Here is a 20,429-nt window from a genome sequence, read left to right on the forward strand (position 1 = left end):
TGCGCGGAGTCTCGTCGCAAATTGCCCATAAAAAGCGCCCTATATACAGACACCTAACGGCCCACAGGGCGCAAACCGTCCCTCAGGCTCCAGCCCGATCTTTCTAACTATCCAAGATACAGACAGTTATTCATACCGGTTCAATTGTATATGCTGCCGTAACTATATAATGCGGCTATAAATAGTGTCAAGTTGAGCGGATTCATCTCCACCACTTCCAACGGTGCAAAATCGTCAAATTCATAACAGCCAAAAATCACAAAAATCCATCAAAATTCTCGTTATAGCCGCATCAGGATGATACCCGACGTTTTAAGTCAACTCTATTCGAGTCACCTTGCGATAGTAACACATTTTTTTTTCTCTGCCCAAAACCCCTATTTTTCGGGAAAAAACAAGTTTTTTTTGACTTTCTCACGAAAACGAATTGACGAAACCATAACAGGCTTTAAGATTATACCAACGATAATTTTTGATTCGGTCAAACTGGCCTTGTTTTATGCCAACGGAGGGTAACGTGGACGAAATTCGTCCCCCAAAATCCACACGATTTATTTTTGTTACAGGGGGCGTCTGCTCTTCGCTCGGCAAGGGCGTGGCGTGCGCCTCGATGGGCTGCTTGCTTGAAGCGCGCGGTCACACCGTCGCGCTGCAGAAGTATGACCCATATATTAATGTTGATCCGGGCACCATGAGCCCCTACCAACACGGCGAGGTCTATGTCACCGACGACGGCGCCGAAACCGACCTCGACCTCGGTTATTACGAACGCTTCACCTCATGCACCATCACCCGTAAGTCAAGCATTTCTACTGGACAGATCTATGACGCCGTCATCAAACGCGAACGCCGCGGCGGCTATCTAGGCAAAACCGTCCAGCTAATTCCACACATTACCGATGAGATCAAACGCCGCATCTATGATGTAGCCGACCAACAAAAGCCCGACTTCCAAATCTGTGAAATCGGCGGCACCGTCGGCGACATCGAAGGCTACCCGTTTCTCGAAGCCATTCGACAGGTCGAGTGGGAACTCGGGCGCGAACGCGTCTTATTTGTCCACTTGACTCTCGTACCAGTCATTTCTGTGGCGGGCGAAGTCAAAACCAAGCCCACTCAACACAGCGTCAACAAGCTTCGCGAAATCGGCATCCAGCCCGCGATTTTGCTATGTCGTACGTCGGTTGCGCTCAACCGCGAGATGAAAGACAAGATCGCGCTGTTCTGCAATATCCCGTCTCATGCGGTGGTCAGCGCCCGCGATATCCAATCAACCATTTATGAAATCCCCATTGCTTACCGCGACGAGGGGCTTGATAAATTGGTCGTCGATTACTTTAAAGTCGGCAATGGGCCGCCCGAACTGCGCGAATGGAAGCGCATTGTTTCCTGCATCAAAAACCCGCGCAAAGGCCCGGTGACAATCGCCGTCGTTGGAAAATACATCCGGCTGCAAGACGCTTACCGCTCCATCTATGACGCACTCATCCACGGCGGCGTCGCCAATAACGCCCGGGTCAACATCCTGCCGGTTCATGCGGAAGAGATCGAGAAAAAAGGCGCGCATGAGCTCCTCAAGGACGCCGATGCGATTTTAGTCCCATGGGGATTCGGAAAACGCGGTACGCTGGGCAAAGTGCAAACCATTGAATACGCCCGCAAGAACAACGTCCCCTTCTTTGGCATCTGCCTGGGGATGCAATGCAGCGTGGTGGAGTTTGGCCGCAACCAACTGAAAATGGACAACGCTTCCAGCACGGAATTTGAACCGGACACCGATTTCCCTGTCATCAGTTTGATGGATGAACAACGCCGCGTTGTCGACAAAGGCGGCACCATGCGGCTGGGCGCTTACCCCTGCGTCCTGAAAAAAGGCACCAAAGCCCGCGCGGCCTATGGCGAAGATGAAATTTCAGAACGCCATCGCCACCGCTGGGAATTCAACAATGATTTCCGCGAAGCCTACGAAAAAGCGGGCTTCATCATTAGCGGTTCGTCGCCGGACGGACACCTGGTTGAAATCGTGGAGTTGAAAGACCACCCCTGGTTTGTCGGTTGCCAGTTCCACCCCGAGCTGAAATCACGTCCGCGAACGCCTCACCCATTATTTAAGGCGTTTATCAAAGCCGCGCTCAAAAAACAAGAAGCCTAACCCGACCTCGGATGAATGATGCGTTTCAAGTAGGGTGGCGTTGAGCGCAGCGAAACCCACCAATAGAAGCGTATCGAAAAAGCGCATCGAAAACCAAAGGTGGGATTCATTGCATTCATCCCACCCTACGGGGGCTGCTTAGATTGATCCCCCCAGGTGATTATGAAACCAATCCCGTCGCGGTGAATGCCCCCCTTGAAAAAAGGGGGGTGGCGCTGAAAGCGCCGGGGGGATTCGGGCGCAACACGTTTTCTTTTCATGCGGCTCACCAGGAGGTTCGCCCTCCCCAGATCATTCAATATATTGGTGGGTTATTATCTACCGCTAATGATGATTGAAACATTGCATGGTGGGCTGTTCGCGCGAGCCCACCCTACCAGGCTCATTCAATTCAACCAAACAAATAACCGTTCAATTCTTCCCAAATGGTAAGTTTGGGAGGGCGAGGCTCCCGCCGAGCCGCGAACAACCAAACAAATAACCGTTCAATTTTTCCCAATTTGAGTCATAATGAGCGTTTGCTACACGACTCGTTGAAGGAAACAGACCGAATGACCGAACCCACTGCCTATCCCTCAGGCACAGACCTGCGTCTTCTTCTACAAAATTGCCAATGCGGCGACGATTTAATGCGAAAACCGGGCGCCGCATCGCCGCTGGTGCGAAAGGCCATTCAGTCGGTCGGCTTTCAGGATTTAACCGAAGCCAATTACGCCTTTGACGAAGGCGGCTATACCCTGGCGATTGTTCTCGCCGAGTCGCATCTCGTGATTCACACCTGGCCTGAATTTGACAATTTAGTTTTGGTCGATATCAGCGTTTGCAACTACCTGCGGCCCAACCGCGAACGCACGCTGCAATTGGGTGAAGAGGTCTGTCGGGTGTTTCAGCCCAAACAACATCTCGTCGAAGAAAGCAGCATGGCGCCGCGCCTGCAAGACAAACTCATCGCCGGCCACGGCTACTATGTCGAGATCGACAAACTGGTCGACTCGCGCAAGAGCGAATTTCAATCTATCACGGTGGCGGACACCCCGGTGTTTGGACGTTCTTTGGTGATCGACGGCGTGTTGCAGGTCAGCGAAGCCGACAGCGCGTTTTATCATGAGCCGCTAGTGCATGTACCGCTGCTGGCGCACCCCAACCCGCAATCCGTCATGATCTGCGGCGGGGGCGACGGCGTCGCCGCCAAAGATGCGCTGCTGCATCCTTCGGTCGAGCGCTGCGTGATTGTGGATATCGACCCCGAAGTGGTTGAGGTCTCGCGCCAGACGCTGCAAACGCTTCACCAGGGCGCGCTCGACGACCCGCGCGTGGAAATTCGCATTCAGAACGCCAAAGAACACCTCGCCCATCTTGATAGAAAATACGACGTGATCTTAATTGACAGCACTGATCCGGTCGGCTGCGGCGAGGCGTTATTTACCCAAGACTTTTACCAGAACCTGTCGCGCTGTCTGGCGGACGACGGCTGGCTGAGCCTGCATGTAGGTTCGCCTTATATTATAGAAGCAGAGTCGGCCCGCGCGGCGGCCAAAGTCTATCAGGCCTTCCATCGCGCCGACCCGTATTTGCAATACGTCCCCAGTTACGCATCGGTGATGGGTTTTATGCTGTGCCAGAACCGCGACGAGCGGCTGCCCGGCCCCGGCGCCATTCAAGAACGCATCGAAGAACGCGGCCTCGACAAACTCGAGCTGCTTACGCCGGAAACCTACGCCGCGATGTTTGCCATCCCGCCCAAATTGCGCCATGTGTTCCCTCATGTCGCGTCGCGGGTTTTCGCGTAATTTCAACGCCTACTTACCAGTGACGAAACGCAACCAGCGGGCTATTGTATGCGACTAGAACGTTTGTCAAAAATATGTGCATAAAGCGCGCCCGCAGCCTGCCTGCTGCAGGCAGGGGCTCAGCGATAGATACCGTTACGGAAACTCAATCCGCACAGTATTCTGGCAACCACTATAAAATAACCATCTCGAAACCAATTTCGGCATGAGTGCAACTGTGGGAGCGCCTGTGTAACAGGGCCTGGAAGCCCGCACCGAAGCGAGCAGATTTGTACACATGCCTTTCGCAGCGAATGAGCAAGTAGCATTTAGCATTGAGATGGCGTCTTGGGTTCGCGTAATACAGTCTGCCTGCGCATTCAGTCGCAGGGGATTGGGTGGAGCAGCTTTCGGAGTCAGCGGCAATAAGCCGCGACGGAGACAAGCGGAATCCAACCCCGAGATTGAATGCGTCGCACAAGAACGCACGATTCTATAAAATTACTTTTTTACGGCATTTTCTGAAGGAGCGGGGAGTTATGCCAGACATTCATGAAGAGCGCATTGCGCCAATCTCGATGCGCGTAGCCTTGATCGTCGCGGCGATTGCTTTGTTCGGCGCATTTTTACGCCTCTATCAACTCGATTACATGGCGTTTCACCATGACGAGTCGATCCACGCCTATTACGCCCATCAGCTCTATCAGGGCAACATGACCGCCTACAAATACGACCCCACCTATCACGGGCCGTTTTTATATCACTACGGCGCCCTGTTTTTCATGTTGTTCGGCGACAGCGACATCGCCGCCCGGCTGCCCTTTGTTTCGTTCGGCCTGCTGATGATGTACTTCGTCTGGCGGCTGCGGCCCTGGACCGGGACCTACGGCGCCTTGTTCTCGATGGCGCTGGTGGCAATCTCGCCGACCATGTCGTATTTCTCCCGCTTCGCCCGCAACGATATATATATAGCGACCGCCGCGCTGGGGGTATTGCTGTTCGCGTTGGAATTTCTACGCGACCGTAAACATTCACAGCTGGTTTGGATGACCTTCTGGCTGGCTTTAATGTATTGCATCAAAGAAAACTCGTACATGACGGGCTTCATTCTGGGCTCGTTTGTCACCTTTTACGCAGTCTATTACGTCCTCAGCGCGGGCAGTCTCTTACGAAAAGACGCGCTGGCCTCGATTTTTGTCGAGCGCTCTCCCTTTGTGAAAATTACCGCGCTGTATGCGCTATTCTCATGCGGCGCATTTAGTTTGGTCTATTTCGTCACCCGCGCGTTTGGCGCCGGGGCCTATCCCAAAAACCCCAACCGCTCGCTCGACTTGTCGCACATGTACAACCTGCGCACCGCCTGGAGCGAATATATCTCCGAACACGCTTGGGTGCAGCCGTTTTGGCTCTTCCTGTTCGGCGGATTGACGATCACGCTGCTATTGGCGTTGGCTTGGACGCGCAGCCGTTTCGAGACGGTGGATTCCTCAGAGCCTCTGCTTTCGCGCATCGCCAAAAACAACCTCGGCGTCTTGACGGCGGTGTTGGTTGCGCTGGCGACCTATGCGTTTCTGTTCACCACCATGGGGTATAACTCCAACGGGATGAAAGCCGGCGTGATTGACTACCTGCTCTACTGGATGGGGCAGCAGGACAACCCGCGCATCGCCGGAGCGCCGACCTATTTTCTGCCGCGCCTGTTTATTTATGAAATCTCCGCTCTCTTGATTGGAACCATCGCCTATTTGACCTACACCCTGCGCGGCTTCGGCCTGTTGGGTTGCGTGAGTTTTCAATTTGCGATGGCCGCCGTGGTGTATACCTACAGCCGCGTCATTCTCTATCACGGTTCCAGTTTAATCACCACGCTCCTGGTCGCGGCCATTTTGTTGATTCTGGCAGGCTTGGCGTTTGTCGGCTCGTTCTTCTTTAATCCATTCAAATCCAACGACCAAAGTTCGGGTACGCAAGACGCCCCCGCGCTCGCGCCGGACGGCGTACGTACCCTGTTTATCTATTGGACGCTGACCTCGGTGATGATCTACGCCATGCTGCACGAAAAGGTGCCTTGGCTGCTCACCCACCAGGCGTTTCCGTTGTTGCTGCTGGCGGGCGTCTTTTTGGGCGACGTGTTTTCGCGGCTGAAACCGGGCGTGTGGCGCCATGCGTTTCTTATCGTCGTGGTGGTGTTGTTCGCCTATCAAGCCCGAACCTCGATCCTGCTGAACTTTTATAACCCCGACAGCCCGCGCGAACTGATGGTCTATACCCAAAGCGACCATAACGTAAAACAACTGGTCGACGAAATGGCGCACGCCGCGTTCCTGCTGGGGCCTGACTACCGCCCGACCAATACCAAAGCGCGTCCCAAGAAACCCATTGCAGTGATTCACGACGACCCGGCATCGTGGCCCTATAGCTGGTACTTGCGCAACTACAATTTTCTCACCATCAGCGCACAACAGATGCCGCCCTCAAACGCTGAGGACGTTCCCTTCGCCATTCTAAACCCCGGCATCCAAGACCGCATGGCGGCTTGGACCAAAGGCAAATACATCAAACAACAAATGCCGCACCGCGTCTGGTGGCCGATGGGACAAAAGGAACTGCCCTTCGAATATTACCGCAACCGCAACCGTCCCTTAGACGAAGCCTTTGACGCGCTATGGCGCTATATGTTGCGCCGCGAAATGTGGAACGAAAACGACCCGTTGCTAAAGCCCGGTTCGTCGGACGTCGTCGTCTACCGCCGCCATCCATTGAAAGACCCCGAGGTCCCGCCCGAGCTGCCCAAGGGATACGACAAACAACCGCGTCCGCTCGAAGTGACCGCGCAGGTCGGCCGCTTTGGCGCAGGCCCCGGCGAGTTTAACGAACCGCGCGGCGTCGCTTTGTCTCCTGATGAGAAAACACTTTACGTTGTTGATGCGCGCAACGGGCGGGTGCAGGTGTTCAACGCCGAAAATGATTTGACCTATGTCGCGACCTATGGCGAGCCGGGAACCGGCGATGGACAGTTCAGCACACAGGGATTCTCTCAATATGACCACGGCCCCAGCGGCGGTATTGCCGTCGCCCCCGATGGAACCATCTACATCACCGACACCTGGCGATTCGAAGACAAAACAGAACAGATTTTCGGACGCATCGTGCGCTTTACCAAAGACGGCGATCCGCTCCCCAGCCTGACGCCGCCCGACGGGCCCTTCTTCTTCCCGCGTGGTTTGGCGGTCGATTCGCTGGGCGTACTCTATGTCGCCGACACTGGGGCGAACCGCATCGTCCGTTTTGCGCCAGACGGAACCTATCTAGGCGTATTTTTGAACAACGTCGTCCGCGAACCGGTCGGCGTGAAAATCGCAAAAGACGGAACCGTATATGTTTGCGACGTGGGGGGCAAACGCGTGGTTGAGGTCAACGCCAACGGGCAGTTCATCAAAGACTATACGGTATACGGCTGGTCGCCCACCAGCGAAGTCGCCATGCAATGGATCGAACCCTATATCGACCTCGATCCAGCAGGCAATATCTATGTCACCGACTCGACGGCCAATATGGTCCACGCCTTCTTGAAAACTGGAAACGAAGTGGTTTTAATTGGCGGGACCGGTTCCGCTCCTGGCAATTTGAATCGTCCCAAAGGGATGCTGGTTGATTCAAGATACCAGGTTTATATCGCCGACTCGAAAAACAACCGGGTAATAAGAGGCATTGTTCGTTAGTTTTCTGTCACAAAGCATACCAATTTGATCTAGTACAACAGCGCGGGAATTTTTGCATTTTTCAAAATATTACTTCTATTTGATGAGATAGTTACTACAATATCTGTAGTAAGGATACTTTTTAGTATGCGAATGTGCGAATATGATAACTGGCGTTCATGAGGCTCCTATTGATATTTCATCATTGAAAGAGTCTCAATCACTCGACAAACCGCGAACATTACTTGCCTTGGGTTTAGATGAATCCGAGACGGAGTCGTTGCAGTATTTGAATGAACTTGGCTACATCATTGAGAATGGCCGTAAGCGAAAAAACCTCTACGAACAAATTCTTTCTCAGATTCCCAATGTGTTAATCCTGGATATAGATGCACTAGACAAAGAAGCGATTGAATTAACCAAACAACTCAAAGAAAACCCGCTCACCTATACTATGCCCATTATTATTGTATTGGGCAGCCACGATCTGTTGTTGGAAATTGCGGTGTTGGAGGCGGGCGCAGAAGATTATGTCGTCAAGCCGTTTTCGCCCAACGTGCTTGCGGCGCGCATCCACACCAGTATGCGCCGCAACATTCGCCTGCAAGTGTCAAATCCGCTGACCGGCTTGCCCGGCGCTCTTTATATTGAAGAACAAGTTACCCGCCGCCTGGAAGACAAAATCCCCACCGCGATGTGCTACGCCGACTTAGACAACTTCAAGGCGTTTAACGACCACTACGGCTACTCGCGCGGCGATAATCTCATCCGAATTTTGGCGACCATTCTACACGAAGCGGTCAGTATGCACGGACGCTCCGGCGACTTTGTCGCCCACATCGGCGGCGATGATTTTGTCATGGTCGTCAACTACGCCTGCATTGATGCGGTCTGCAAATACGTCGTCCTCAGTTTTGACGCCTTGGCGCCATTTCAATATGAAGAAAAAGAAATGAACGATGGTCATATTCTGGCCAAAAACCGCCAGGGAGAAGAGATGAAACTTCCATTGGCGTCGGTTTCAGTCGGGGTCGTCTCCAACGAACGCCGCGACATCGTAACCTACTTGGAAATGACCGAACTGGCGGCGGAAATGAAAGAATTTTCTAAATCCGTTGACAAGTATGATTTAAACCGCAAGAGCCTCTACCGGGTTGATAAACGCTCTCGTTAACGGTTGCCCTCTCCTTTCCCCATTACCTCAAAGTGCTACACTTTAAGATTGACCTTCGCATAGACTTTTTATAAACGCCGTATCCGGTTCAAGGGAGAAATTGCATGCCAGCACGTGTATTCGTCACTCGCCAGATTCCCCAACCTGCGCTCGACCGCCTCACCAAAGCGGGCATTGATTTTGACGTGTATCCTGAAGACCAGGTGATCCCGCGCGACGTCTTGCTTGAATCCATCAAAGGCCGTGACGGCGTTTTGTGCATATTGACCGATACCATCGACGCCGAAGTGTTTGACTGCGCCGACCAGGCTAAAATTTTTGCCAACTACGCGGTTGGTTATAACAATATTGACCTCGATGAAGCCACCAAACGCGGCGTCGCCATCACCAACACCCCGGGCGTTTTGACCGACGCCACCGCCGATCTGACCTGGACCCTCATCTTTGGCGCAGCGCGTCGCGTCGCCGAAACCGACGGGTATTTGCGCGAAGGCAAATATACCGGCTGGGGGCCAATGTTATGGCTGGGACAAGACGTCACCGAGCGCACCCTGGGCATCATCGGCATGGGACGCATCGGGCAGGCCGTCGCCCAACGCGCCGCTGCGTTCCGCATGAAAATTTTATACACCGACGCCGCCGACAATAAAGAATTTGAATCCAGTTATCCCTTCGAAGCGCGTCGCGTCGGGATGGACGAACTGCTTCAATCCAGCGATATCGTCAGCGTCCACGTACCCCTCTTGGAATCAACTCATCATTTGATCGGCGAGGCCGAACTCAAAAAAATGCAGCCCCATTCGATTTTAATCAACTCCGCGCGCGGCCCCATTGTCGACGAAGCCGCCCTAGTCAAAGCGCTCAAAGAAAATTGGATATTCTCAGCCGGGCTGGATGTCTACGAAGAAGAACCCAAGGTGCATCCCGAATTGGTCAAGCTGCCCAATTCGCTGCTGTTGCCTCACCTGGGCAGCGCAACCATTGAAACCCGCACCCGCATGGGAGAAATCGCCGTCGATAACCTGATCGCGTTCTTTGAAGGCAAAAAGCCGCCGACGTTAGTCAATGAATCCGTTTGGACAAAATAGCCTTTTTCATAATATACTAGGTAGTATTCACCCAAACGCATGTTCGCCGAACGCTCAATTGACTGGTAGTTCCGATCATTCAAAGGCAGTTGCTTACTCATGGATTTAATGCAAAAAGGAAAACAACACGCCCAGGCCGGGCGCTTCGAAGAAGCGTTAGACGCTTTTTTATTGGCGCTGGAAAATGACAAAGAAAATCCCGACCTGCACTTTTACCTAGGCTTGAGTTTCAGTTCGCTTGAGCAATTTGAATACGCCAAACATCATTATGAAACAGCCTTGATGTTGGACCCCAATCACCAAAAGACCAAATTGGTGTTTGACAGCGTCCAGAACGTTGACGCCAAAACCCCGCCAGAACGCAAAATGCTTCTCAAAGCCGTCGCCAAAACCCGCAAAGAACAAGAAGGCGGCCAAACTGAAGACAACGCAAAGCCGCAATCCGTAGAACCAGACAACGCTTCTTACGATGAACCCTCTACGGATGAACCCCGCATCAAACTGACGGACGACAAGTGGGAGCAGGCCTTTCCCGCAGGCAATTTAAAACCCCGCAGAAAGTCGCCAACTCAGTCATCCGTATGGATGCGCCTTGTCTGGACCCTCATTGGAATCGCGGCGGTCGGCGCGGCGGTCTACTACGCTCTCAACTATTTTTATCCCCCCATAGTCCAGTCTGTAATCCAGTAGTGAGAGATTTTCAAAAATTAACCCAAAATTAATGGTCGCTTGCCCCGCTTTTGTGATATTACTCTCTACGTAGTAAGTAATATTCGCTCAGAATGTATCCAGACGGAACCAATTGTCTTTGTCGTGCGACAAATATATCAAAGGCAGTTGTTTTTTCCCGTCCTTCGCAACAAATGCGACATTTACGTAAGATTTTTGCAATTCGTCGCAAGGAGGTATGGTTTTTCACCAGGTGAAGCGCATCGCTCAGTACGCTCCTGAATATGAGTAAATGATTGAGCATTTCGCAAACAGAAATTCCAGTCAAAAAAAAGTGAAAAAAGTTGTAGCCAGCAACCTTTCGTCAACGATCTCCGTTGTGACGGAACTTTTATCAAAAATGTTCAGCAAGCGTAAATTCGAACATTTTTCTGAAAATATTATCGAGTCGTCATTCTAACCAAGAGGTGATTTTGTGAAAAACTTTGACTCTCTGCGCGTTCCAAAATACGTGCGTTTAATGATCCATCTAAAAGACCAAATTGATAAAGGCGTTCTCAAACCGGGCGACCCGCTCGCCACCCGCGAAAAACTGATGAAAGAACACGAAATCAGTTTAAGCACCGTCACCCGCGCGGTTTCTGAACTCGAACGCCAAGGCTGGCTGATCTCGCGCCAAGGCAGCGGCACCTTTGTCGCCAAACGAAATCCCCAAGAGCCAAGCGACTCGGATGAACCGCTCTTAGTGGGTTTGCTGGCGCCCAACAACTGCCGCTTCTCACAAGAAGCCGTGGCCGAACTGATCCATGACGGGTCTCAACAAAACATTCAGTTTCTGGCCATGTTTTGCTCCGGCGACCAGGAAGACGAACTCAACCAAGGCCGCCTCTTAATGGAAAAAGGCGCACAAGCGCTGGTTTGGAGCCCCATCCAACCCAAGCGCCATGTCAGCGTCGCGTCCTTATTCGGCAAGAACGAACTGCCCGTCATTTTGTGTGAAAAAACCACCGACCAAATTGTGTCGCCATGGTATTGCGTTCGCAGCGACTATTTCGGCGGGATGAATAAAGCGCTCGAACATTTGTTCAGCCTGGGGCATCGCCGCATCGCCTATTTTGGCCCGAAGAACAGCGAAAGCGATTTCGGCCCGGTTCCCGAACGCTGGAACGCCTATAAAGACGCCATGAAACAACACAACTGTTGGGACCCGGATACATTGACCTTCCACCCGACGGTGTTGCGCGACTGGACGCAAAACCGCAGCCGCATCGAAGCCATTTTCCGCAGCGACAATGCGCCCACCGCCGTGATTGGCTTTAATGACCTGATTGCACTCGAAACCCTCAACGTATTACGCACGCTCAATCTGCCCAACATTAACGACCTCGCCCTCATGGGGCACAGCGATTCAACAACCGGGCAGTATTGCCAACCGCGACTGAGCACCGTTGCAACGTCGCTCGCGGAATACGTCGACGCCATTCTGCGGATTTTAAAAGCGGAGTTTGCCGGTGAAGCGAAAACAGATGCGGTACAGCGGGAGTACATCATCCCCCAGCGCTTAATCCTGCGGGAATCGACCCTCTCCCGCCAAAATAATCACTTGAAACCGCAGGAAGCCTAATCGGACAACAATACGATACGATTACGATTCATCATCGCCTGTTGGGGTTTGCGCCTCAGCAGGCGATTTGGTTAAGAGCTCTTGGACCATCTCTTCGCGCCAGATGGTGCGAACGCGACTGGCTTTTGAATTTGGCTTGTGATTTTTGTATAACGCAGAATACGCAAACAGCGCCGCCCCCCCAAACTTCTCATCTGCAGTCGCCTTTAATTGCGCTTGCAGAATGTCCGGCGAGATCGACGTAGCGAGCAACCCGGGAACCATGCGCCAGTTCCATTGCGTCCCCAAGTGTAATTTCAACGCATCCAATGATTCCTGATATTTCGCCGCGCTGCGTTGGTACACCATCGGGACAGCCCAGTCGATCCATTCATTCTGCAACCACAGCGACGGGTCCTGGCCTTTTTCTTCGGTAGCTTTATTGATATCAGCAAAAAACGTCGCGCTCAGTTCGATGTCAGCATTCACCGCTTTGGTTTGCTTTCGGATTAACTGCAACGAGTCGCCCACCTGGTCGCGTTTAAAACGGCTCCATTCGTCTGAATCATGGCGAGGCGAGCGTTTGTATTGTTGTTTAAAACGCGCCACGCTGGTTTTGTCGAACGAAAAATTGCGATACGCGCCGAGCTCTTTGTTGCCCGGGTAGCGAATGTAATCCATGTGGATGCCGTCGAGGTCGGGGTAGAGTTCGACCATTTCTTTCATCACGGCAGCGGTGTGTTTTTGCACCTCTGGAATCCCGGGGGAAAGAAACGAATAAAACGCTTTGGTCGGCCACATAAAACTACCGTGATGATCGACCATAAACCAACTGCGGTGGGTCGTCCATAACTGGCGGGCTGACTTGGGTGGGGCGTCGCCGCCGCGCCATCCGGGAAACACATTGACCCAGGCGTGAAGCCGCAGCCCGGAGGCGTGCGCGGCGTCGATGGCGGTCCGCAGCGGGTCCCATCCAGGGTCTTTCCCGGTCGAACGCGCATCGTCGCTGGTGAGTTCCCACGCCCAGGGTTCGAGTTTGGAGGGATAAAACACCGTTGCGTTTCCGCGAACTTGAAACAACACGTCCGATGCGTTAAGCGCTTTGGCGTTTTCAATAATGACGCGAATGTCCGCCGCTGTTTTGAAATCCCAACGGGTGACCCAAATCGCCCGCCGCGAATCTGCGTCCGCCTGCAATGAACTGACAATCACAACGAACGTAATCAGGCAAATTGTTTGTAACTTCATACGTCCCTCAACCTAAAAAGAAATAAAAATTCATCTCTTGTGACATCTGCATGACAAAAGAAAACTCGCAGGGAATTGGGTGAAGCGGCTTTCGTAGTCAGCGGCAATAAGCCGCGACGGAGACAAGCGCAACCCAACCCCGAGGGTTTTCGATAACCATAAAGCATCGCGTGACGCGAATCTCTCCAGCGTCACGCGATTTTCGCTCACTTAATTGTCTGATTCAATGACCGCATAAATTCATCTCTTGTGACATCTGCATGATGAAAGAAAACTCGCAGGGGATTGGGTGAAGCGGCTTTCGTAGTCAGCGGCAATAAGCCGCGACGGAGACAAGCGCAACCCAACCCCGAGGGTTTTCGATAACCATAAAGCATCGCGTGACGCGAATCTCTTCAACGTCACGCGATTTTCGCTCACTTAATTGTCTGGTTCAATGACAACACAAATTCATCTCTTGTGACATCTGCATGACGAAAGAAAACTCGCAGGGGATTGGGTGAAGCGGCTTTCGTAGTCAGCGGCAATAAGCCGCGACGGAGACAAGCGCAACCCAACCCCGAGGGTTTTCGATAACCATAAGGCATCGCGTGACGCGAATCTCTCCAGCGTCACGCGATTTTCGCTCACTTAATTGTCTGGTTCAATGACCGCAACAATTCATTTTGCGTATCAAGAATCAGCGTCGTATTGCTGTCCAGGCTTTTCTCAAGCGCTTCGAGCGAACGCACAAAACGGAAAAACTCCGGATTGTCTTCAAAGCCCTGGATAGTTTGCGACGCCTGTCCTGAGACCTCTTTCACAAAGCCGTTCGCATAGATGCGGGCCGCTTCAGCGTCAGCCGTGCCCTGAATAACTTGAGCTTCGCGTTCCGCTTCCGCCAACATGTTGTTGACTGTGAGGTCGGTTTCGGCGCGGATAATAGCAGCGTCGCGCTTGCCTTCTTCTTCATATTTCATGCTGATGCGCGCGCGTTCGGCTTTCATGTTTTCATAAATCGCACTCTGGTTTTCAGTAGGCACGTCGGCCCTCTTGATGCGCACGTCAATGATGTACACGCCCAGCGACAACGCTTCGCGGCGGCTGATCTCGGTCACTTCTTTCATAATTTGGTCGCGACCGGTTGTGATTTGAATGCGCTTTTGCGCGGGAATGTCGAGATCAAGATCGTTCACCATATCGTTGTTCGAGCGGATAATTTCGATGAAGTCATTTTTGCCCAACACATCACGCAGCGCCGAGTAGATGATATCGTCCAAACGGGTGCGAGCATTGGCGATGCTAATAATGCTCTGGCGAAACAACAACGGATCATAGATATACCAGCGCGCAAAATTATCGACCACTAAGTTCTTTTTATCTTTCGTGACGATCGCTTCCGGCTGGGCGTCGTATTCGAGTGCGCGGTCGTCAAAATATTCGACCTTTTGAAAATAGGGCAGTTTGAAATACAGCCCTGCGCCTTGGACAACGCGCACGTTCCAGTCATTTTCACCGTTCAGTTTAACAATATTTTCCTGCAAGAGATCAATTTGGTTAAATGGCGAATCGCCCACAATGACGCGCACCGGGCGCCCCCATTGGGTGATGACCGCCTGGTCGATTTCGGTAACGATAAACGCTGCCGATAAAACCAGACCCGCCAGCAAGAAGAAAACAATCACGCCAATAACGTAGAGATACTTTTTCATATTATCGCCCTCCTTGTGGGTCTGGCGCAATCGGCAGCGTAGGCGTAAGTCCCGACGGGGTTACATTCAAAAACTTGAGTACGTCGTTTTGGCTTTGAGTCCCAATAATCACTTTCGTTTTGCCTTCGAGGACCTTTTCCATGGTTTCGAGATAGAGACGCGTTTTTGTGACTTCGGGCGCGGCCTCATATTCGCGCAGCACAGCGGCGAAACGCTCCACCACACCTTGAGATTCCGCGATGCGCTTGACGCGATAGGCTTGCGCTTCCTGCAGCAGTTCCTGCACCTTGCCTTCCGCCTTGGGCACTTCGCTGTTGCGGTAGCCTTCGGCTTCATTAACGAACCGCACCTGGTTTTCGCGAGCGCTCACCACTTGGCGAAATGCGGGCTGCACCTCCGGCGGCACATCGACGCCTTGCAGTTGCACCTGTTTGATCGAAACGCCCAGGTTGTAATTCTCACAGAGCGCTTGAATCTCCAATTTGATTTCAGCGGCGATGTCTTCCCGGCGATCAGTCAATACTGCGTCGATGGGATAATCGCCAACGACTTTACGCATGGCTGATTCAGCGATGTCTTTCACGGTCTCTTCAACATCATCAGCATTGAAGAGATATTTGACCGGATCATTGATGAGAAACTGTACCGCAATCTTAACCTCGGCAATGTTTTCGTCGCCAGTCAACATGTAACTCTCGCCCGACACTTGCTGCGCAGGCGTGGTTCCAGGCCGGGAGCGAAAGCCGATTTCGATGCGTTTGACCTGCGTAACCTGGGGGGTATAAATCAATTCAACCGGAGGCGGCAAACGAAAGTGGATGCCCGGCCCCAAGGTGCGGCTGAATTCCCCCAACCGCAACACCACGCCGATCTCGTCGGTGTCAATCGTGACCCACGGACGAAACACTAACAAACCAAAAAATACGATCGAGAGAATGATAACGGTGGGAACCCATTTCTTTATCCATGCTGGTGGTTGCATATTCGCCATTTGCTCCTTGCGCCGCTTTTGTTCTTCGAGCGGCAGCTCTTCAAACCAGTCTTGAAAATTCTTGTCCATTGAATTTGACTCCTGAGTATACGCCTTGGTGTAGACGCCTATTGTAGCATTAGCGTATGCTTTCAACATGGAATACGACAAAAACGTCGAAAACTCTACAAAATAAGGAGGCGATTCGCATGAAACTCGACCCAATAGGCAGAACATTTCTCTTTTTGGCGGCATTCGCGCTTTTTGTTTTAACAACCTTCGCGATGCCGACGCAAGGCGACGATATAATCCAAACGCCCGAACAAGCGATGGAGTGGCTCAAACAGAAATCCACCCAAATGGTGCATGAATGCCGCCGCGAAATGGACGACGGGACCGCCGCGTTTCCACCGCAGGTTGGACTTGGATACGAAGCGTTTTGGCTGCGCGATTACGCCTACATGCTGGAAGGCAACCCCGGCGCATTCACGGCGAAAGAAATGACCGACGCCTGCCGCTTGTTTGCGGGCAAGCTAAACCCAGACGGCGCGGGCGTTGATTGCATCAAATTTGACGGGACCCCCATCTACAAGCCCGGCTTCGGTAGTTTGGGCGAAAACCCGGTCGCTGACGGCTCTCAATTCACGGTCGATGTGGCGTGGCATACCTACCAGCAGACAAAAGATCGCGCCCTGATACGCGAAATCATCGACGCGCTGCTCAAAACCATGCGCGCCTGCCCGCGCCAAGCCAACGGGCTGGTGTATATCGACCCCAACCGCGACTACGACCGCTGCCCTTATGGGTTTACTGACACCGTGCGAAAACAGGGCGCGGTATTATTCAGCAGCCTATTATATGTGCAAGCAAGTCGGCAATTGTCTGACCTCTTAGGCGCTATTGAACGGGGCGACGAAGCGCAGCAATGGTTGAATCAAGCCAAATCGCTTACCGACGCAATCCACGAGACGTTTTGGGACGATGAAGTCGGCTTATACCGGGCTGCGACGGTGCGTTGTCGGGAACATGATATCTGGGGATCGGCTTTCGCCGTCTATCTGGGCGTCGCCGCGAACGATCAAGCGCAGCGAATCTCACAATACTTTGCCGACCACTACCATGAATTGGTCCAAGACGGTCAGGTGCGCCACACGCGGGGCGGCGTCTATTGGCAAGATGCGCGCGAGCAGGACGCCTACCAAAACGGCGCTTTCTGGGCGACGCCGTCGGGTTGGTTCGCCTATGCGCTTAATATCAGCAACCCTGCGATGGCGGACCAGATGATTGTTGACCTGGCCAACGATCTAAAAAAAAGAAACGCGCCGGAATGGATATTCAAAGAGACTGCGCGATTGCCGGGCTATAACGCCAGCGCGGCCCTGCCCATTGCGGGCATCCAAAAACTCTTGCATCAACGCAAAACCCGTTGAGGTAACTGATTGCCTTGATGGAGGTTTGTTTTCGCACAATTGACAACGGACGCCGCAAGCAGCGGGGTATTATATTGAGTATTTATAGTGGTTGCCAGATCAGGCATGGGTGCAACTCTGGGAGCGCCTGTGCATAAGGGCCTGAAAGCCCGCACCAAAGCAAGCAGAGCTGTGCCCATGCCTTTCGCAACGAAAGTGCAAATAACTTTGAGGTTCATCCGGTAATTAATTACTTACATTGATGGATGGCCATGATTTTGAGTAAGAAAACATATTCCGGCATATCAAAAATTAGCTGGTCAATTCAGGCATGGGTGCAACTCTGGGAGCGCCTGTGCATAAGGGCCTGAAAGCCCGCACCGAAGCGAGCAGAGTTGTACCCATACCTTTCGCAACGAAAGTGCAAATTTTTTTGAGGTTCATCCGGTAATTGATTACTTACATTGATGGATGGCCATGATTTTGAGTAAGAAAACATATTCCGGAATATCAAAAATTGGACGGCCAATTCAGGCATGGGTGCAACTCTGGGAGCGCCTGTGCATAAGGGCCTGAAAGCCCGCACCGAAGCAAGCAGAGATGTACCCATGCCTTCCGCAACGAAAGTAAAAATTATTTTGAGATGGCTTCAAGTATTTCTTGCGCTCCAAGGGGCGGGGAATGAAACCCGAATGAGAATTAAAGCCGCTTATTCGGTTTCTTTAAGGCGCTGCTCTGCCAGCGGGGCTTCAGCGGAACCGGGGTAGGTTTCAATCAATATCCGCAAGGTTGCGCGTCCGCTGACCGTCTGCCCGTCTTGCAATAGCGAAAAGCCTTTCTTCAACTGCGCGGCGGACGCCAATTTATGTTGCGAGAATTCCGTTTCGAATTTGTTGAAGCATGAAATCGCGCGTTCCCAATCACGCAGCCGGTAATAACTCTCGCCCAGCCAATAGAGCGAACGCGCCTGCATGTTTTCTTCGCCCGCATAACGATAGGCCAAGACAAATTCTTCGGCGGCGTCTTTATAGTCGCCGCGATTGTAAAACGCCTGCGCACGGCGAAAGGCCGTGCCTGCTTGGGTATCGGTTAGAATCGAGGGGGCGTCAATACTTGTCGACAAAACCGACCCACCGGGCGCCGTGGGCTGCAACGCTGGCGCCGGTTCATACTGTTCGGCTTCTTCGCGCAATTTTGCGTTCATTTCTTCGATCACGCGGCGGCGCTCTTCGGTCATTTGTTGGCGCTGGGTTTGTTTGCTATTCAGTTCTTGTTGAATGCGGCCCATGTCGGCGTTGATTTCACGCAGCATGTCCGAACGCGTGGTGATGCACCCGCTCTGAAACGCGGTCAGCATCAAAGCCGCACAACACCCAAACGCGATACGAAAAGAACAGCTCACCAGTTCAACTTTCAGACGCAAAATCACTTGGAATGGATATCATACGCCGCTTCCGGCGCGGGATCAAAGATTGCGGCGCGTAAGGCTTGTGAATTTTAGGGGTTCGGCTATATTTATTGTCCCTAAACGAGCAGATTTGGAGGACGGACTGATGGCAAAAGGTAAAAACAAAAAAGCGCATAAACTTCGTTGGCGCAAAAAGAAAGCCAACCATCGCAGCATCCCCTGCAAAGGTCGCTGAGCCGTATCTTAAGCGAATTCAATCAAATACACACCCGCTAGCGACTTCAATCCGTCAGCGGGTTTTGTATTGTCTATTTTAATTACCCGCCCGAACTTGCGTGTCCGCGTCTATCCATAGACCTCTAGGAATGGATGCGACCGCGAATGTCCTCAAAACCGCAAATACAAATCAAAATTATTTCACGCGAAGATCAAACCCCAATTGGCGAAATCAACGCGCCGCGAAAAGCGATCATCAAAAGCGGTTTCGGCGCTCAGCCGCGCCGCGCCTGGCTCGAACTCTACAACGAACAGATCAACGCGCCGCTGGGTCTTGGCGATGAATTGCATATTCTCATCAACCAAACCGCTTGCTTTCGTGGACGCATCCGGCAAGTGCGCATCGACAGCCAGGGCGATTTTTTGACCTTGTTCGCCGAATGGGATCCGTCGCAAGAATTCAATCAGACGGTTTCACAAGAAATTCAGGGATTGACCGCGACCGAAACCATCGAAGCGCTGCTAGTCGACAGCGGGATGACGTATGTCCCTCAGCCCGCCCACTGCGTCCCATTCGCCCGGTTGGAGTTTCAAGAGCACCCGTTGCTGGCCGCCATTGACCTGATGGCCAAACTAGCGGGCAACTGGCGTTGGGACGTTGATGACGACGCGGCCTTGCGCTTGCGTCCGTTTGGGGCGGTTGCCGACCATATTGTGGACCTGGAACGCGACCAATACAGCATCGACCTCTGGCAGCATGACCAGAGCAACGACGTCCGTATCGAAATCCATGCGGGGCTGGTCAATGGCGAAGAACTCCACGCCAGCGTCGCGTCACAAGAACTCACCCGTTCCAGCGTCGAACGAATTTACGCCAGGCCGATCGTCACCCAAGACGCGATGAACGCGCTGTTGGCGGCGATTACAATGCAGCAGAACGCGCCGCATTATTCACACCACATCGACCTGTTTGGGCAAGGCGAGGCCATCCAGCCCGGCGACGTGGCGCAGTTCACCTTTCAGTCCGCTTTGCCGCTGTTTCCAAGCGGGCAGCGGTTCCGCGTAAAAATGCGCGAGATCACTTACGCTCACGAGGCCATGCGCACCCGCCTGCATCTCACCAGCGCGTTTGAATCCAGCGACGGCTATTTTGATGAGATGAAAATCCACACGCAACCAACCGCGCAGTATCTCGACGGGCGCGTAGGCGCGTTTCAGTTGGATGTATCCGCGTTGGATTCTGATTCGCATTTAGACGCGGCGTAATCGTTGGGCGCGGCGCAGGCTGGAGTATAATGCGCGAAGCGCCAATTTGATTTGGCCGACTCTAG

The 20,429-nt window shown here is 52.7% G+C and carries 13 protein-coding genes; 9 read left to right on the forward strand and 4 right to left on the reverse strand.

The annotated features are described in order from the left end of the window. Positions 1–517 precede the first annotated feature (517 nt). From P9L94_19245 to P9L94_19275, 7 genes are all read left to right on the forward strand, one after another. Complete coding sequence (locus tag P9L94_19245) at positions 518–2,152, forward strand: CTP synthase (GenBank protein MDP8246227.1); 1,635 nt, start codon at positions 518–520, stop codon at positions 2,150–2,152. Positions 2,153–2,703: 551 nt separating this feature from the next. Next, complete coding sequence (speE, locus tag P9L94_19250) at positions 2,704–3,942, forward strand: polyamine aminopropyltransferase (protein MDP8246228.1); 1,239 nt, start codon at positions 2,704–2,706, stop codon at positions 3,940–3,942. A gap of 518 nt (positions 3,943–4,460) precedes the next feature. After that, positions 4,461–7,643: a TIGR03663 family protein gene (locus P9L94_19255; protein ID MDP8246229.1), complete on the forward strand. Its 3,183-nt coding sequence runs from the start codon at positions 4,461–4,463 to the stop codon at positions 7,641–7,643. A gap of 142 nt (positions 7,644–7,785) precedes the next feature. Continuing rightward, positions 7,786–8,796, forward strand: coding sequence for a diguanylate cyclase (locus tag P9L94_19260; protein ID MDP8246230.1), 1,011 nt, complete (start codon positions 7,786–7,788; stop codon positions 8,794–8,796). A gap of 104 nt (positions 8,797–8,900) precedes the next feature. After that, positions 8,901–9,884 carry a D-glycerate dehydrogenase gene (locus P9L94_19265; GenBank protein ID MDP8246231.1) on the forward strand — a complete coding sequence of 328 codons (984 nt, stop codon included), beginning with the start codon at positions 8,901–8,903 and terminating at the stop codon, positions 9,882–9,884. 99 nt (positions 9,885–9,983) lie between these two features. Continuing rightward, entirely contained in the window at positions 9,984–10,574 is a 591-nt protein-coding gene (locus P9L94_19270; GenBank protein ID MDP8246232.1) for a tetratricopeptide repeat protein, read from the forward strand. A 454-nt stretch (positions 10,575–11,028) separates the two neighbouring features. Then, positions 11,029–12,177: a GntR family transcriptional regulator gene (locus tag P9L94_19275; GenBank protein MDP8246233.1), complete on the forward strand. Its 1,149-nt coding sequence runs from the start codon at positions 11,029–11,031 to the stop codon at positions 12,175–12,177. A 21-nt stretch (positions 12,178–12,198) separates the two neighbouring features. Here the strand turns inward: P9L94_19275 and P9L94_19280 are convergent, their stop codons facing one another. From P9L94_19280 to hflK, 3 genes are all read right to left on the reverse strand, one after another. Then, positions 12,199–13,404, reverse strand: a complete 1,206-nt coding sequence (locus P9L94_19280; protein MDP8246234.1) for a family 10 glycosylhydrolase — start codon at positions 13,402–13,404, stop codon at positions 12,199–12,201. A gap of 626 nt (positions 13,405–14,030) precedes the next feature. Further along, a complete protein-coding gene (gene hflC / locus P9L94_19285; protein ID MDP8246235.1) occupies positions 14,031–15,095 on the reverse strand; it encodes a protease modulator HflC in 1,065 nt (354 codons plus the stop codon). A 1-nt stretch (position 15,096) separates the two neighbouring features. Beyond that, positions 15,097–16,155 carry an FtsH protease activity modulator HflK gene (gene hflK / locus P9L94_19290; protein ID MDP8246236.1) on the reverse strand — a complete coding sequence of 353 codons (1,059 nt, stop codon included), beginning with the start codon at positions 16,153–16,155 and terminating at the stop codon, positions 15,097–15,099. 119 nt (positions 16,156–16,274) lie between these two features. Between hflK and P9L94_19295 the strand changes: the two genes are divergently transcribed. Continuing rightward, complete coding sequence (locus P9L94_19295; protein MDP8246237.1) at positions 16,275–17,495, forward strand: hypothetical protein; 1,221 nt, start codon at positions 16,275–16,277, stop codon at positions 17,493–17,495. A gap of 688 nt (positions 17,496–18,183) precedes the next feature. Here the strand turns inward: P9L94_19295 and P9L94_19300 are convergent. Further along, entirely contained in the window at positions 18,184–18,831 is a 648-nt protein-coding gene (locus tag P9L94_19300) for a tetratricopeptide repeat protein (GenBank protein ID MDP8246238.1), read from the reverse strand. Between the two features lie 432 nt (positions 18,832–19,263). Between P9L94_19300 and P9L94_19305 the strand changes: the two genes are divergently transcribed. Next, positions 19,264–20,364: a hypothetical protein gene (locus P9L94_19305; protein MDP8246239.1), complete on the forward strand. Its 1,101-nt coding sequence runs from the start codon at positions 19,264–19,266 to the stop codon at positions 20,362–20,364. Positions 20,365–20,429: the final 65 nt, after the last annotated feature.

It is taken from the genome of Candidatus Hinthialibacter antarcticus (assembly GCA_030765645.1).
Classification (GTDB): Bacteria; Hinthialibacterota; Hinthialibacteria; order Hinthialibacterales; family Hinthialibacteraceae; genus Hinthialibacter; species Hinthialibacter antarcticus.